Origin of the sequence: Gilliamella sp. GillExp13 (assembly GCF_001690815.1) — a bacterium.
GTDB lineage: Bacteria > Pseudomonadota > Gammaproteobacteria > Enterobacterales > Orbaceae > Gilliamella > Gilliamella bombi.
In genome coordinates this window covers 1-1873 of the sequence record NZ_LZHJ01000150.1, presented here as the reverse complement: position 1 = coordinate 1873, position 1873 = coordinate 1, and the positions used below count along the sequence as shown (strand labels likewise).

The following is a 1873-nucleotide window of genomic DNA, read 5'->3' as shown; positions in this document are numbered from 1 at the left end:
TTAGGTAATTAATTGCTAAAACAAAAAAGAACAGGTTTATTCCTATTTTTCCTGTTCTTTTTAATACCTCGTTTTAGAACCATGATTTAATATCAAACAAAAATAGCAAGATCCGCATTTTTAATCATTAAATAGCTTTATCAAAAAATAGATCAACTTTACTAAATTTAGCCATTGATTGTAGGTAATCCTTAATTTTAGATGAAAAAGTTAAGCTTTTAACACACGTCAAATTACGTAAAACTGGAAACAAACAGATATCATCTAAAGATAATTGTCCATTACATGCATCTGGTGACACAATCAATAACTCAAGTTTATTTAATATAGCAGATACGGCAGACACTAATGAATCCGTTTGCATCAAACATTCATCAAACGATCCCATTTTTTTTGATTTACTATTAACAAAAGAATCGATAGCACTTTGTGTCGCAAACTCAGCTAAACCTAGTTTTATATAACGTGGACACACTAACTTATAATCATATTGTTGCAACTGTTTTATTAAATCTGTGATATCTGGCGATCTAGGACCTGTTAAAATGGGTTTATCGCCATAATTGTTATCAACATAATCAACAATGACTAAACTCTCAGGCATATAGCTACCATCATCTTTTTGTAAAATAGGCACCATTTTTTCACCAATCATACGCTCTGGCGATTGAAAATCATCACTCAATAATACCTGTTTTTCAACCGGTATATTTTTTAGACCAAAAATCATTCTAGCCCTAACACAAAAAGGGCAATGCTCATAAATATACAGTTTCATTTTCGCTTCCTTAAGCGTTCAACCGCCCATAATAAAAAAACTAACCCCAAAAATAATAAAAAAACAATACTTGAAGCATACAAAGCTTTGGGATAACCGATTCGTACAACATTAATAAAAGGGTATGGATATTGATTAGTATAATGACCTCGGACAAAAATATAAATGCCGTAAGATAGCATTGATAATATTGATCCTATAATGACATGAACGTTGATGCGTCTAAATGGTCCCCAAATCAGCCAACTTAATAAACCCAAAGCAGGTATAACAGCATGTAAACTTTCGTTAGTGATTTTCATTAATACATTAGGCGGGGTATGGATACCTCTTAACACTAAATTATACACAATAGCCGTTATAATCACACCAGCCAAACCATTTAAGCGAATAACTTTAAAACTATATCGATTACAATTGGGGTTAACAGATAGCCACAAACAACTTAATGCCAGCATCAAATTTGATAACACCGTAAAAAAGCTATAATAATAAATTAATCGACCTATGGAAGATTCTGGTTGCCAAGGACGAAACTTTGTATGCCAATAAATATAAGTTTCCATGGCAATAATTGCGATAGCAAACAGTGCTATAAAAAGATTAATACTTCGCTTTAGCATAAAAAATAAATATAGATAAAACAGTACATCAGTATACACCAAACAGTATAAAAGCAAAAAGTTAACTGATTATTTTAAATTAATGCAAATAATTTAAAATAATCAGTTTTTAATATATAAATAAAATGCAATTTAACTAAAACATACTAACTAATGTCTACTGAGTGATATAAAAATAAATATGTAAATGCACCAAACTTAGTACACAACTCACGTAGAAAATTAAGCTGCTTGTTTTAGTGTTTTATACTCAATCGGTGTCATGTTATTTAATGCCTCATGCGGTCTTTCGGTGTTATAAATCGTTAGCCATTCTTCGGTTATTCACCTAGCTTGTGCTAAGTTGTTAAAAAGATATAAATCAAGTAATTCAGTACGATAGGTACGATTAAATCGTTCAATATAACCATTTTGATAAGGGCTACCGGGCTTTATATAATCAATGGCTATATCATGTGATTTAGCCCAGTTT

At 30.9% G+C, this 1873-nt stretch carries 2 protein-coding genes and 1 pseudogene; all 3 read right to left on the bottom strand.

Annotation, left to right across the window (positions count from 1 at the left end; all coding sequences use genetic code 11):
* Window positions 1-127: 127 nt before the first annotated feature.
* Window positions 128-778: a glutaredoxin 2 gene (gene grxB, locus A9G37_RS10555; protein WP_065574570.1), complete on the bottom strand. Its 651-nt coding sequence runs from the start codon at window positions 776-778 to the stop codon at window positions 128-130.
* A complete protein-coding gene (locus A9G37_RS10550) occupies window positions 775-1401 on the bottom strand; it encodes a Pr6Pr family membrane protein (RefSeq protein ID WP_065574569.1) in 627 nt (208 codons plus the stop codon). The genes grxB and A9G37_RS10550 overlap by 4 nt, the downstream gene beginning before the upstream one ends.
* Before the next feature lie 222 nt (window positions 1402-1623).
* Window positions 1624-1873, bottom strand: a pseudogene (locus A9G37_RS13265) (integrase core domain-containing protein); the annotation flags it as partial.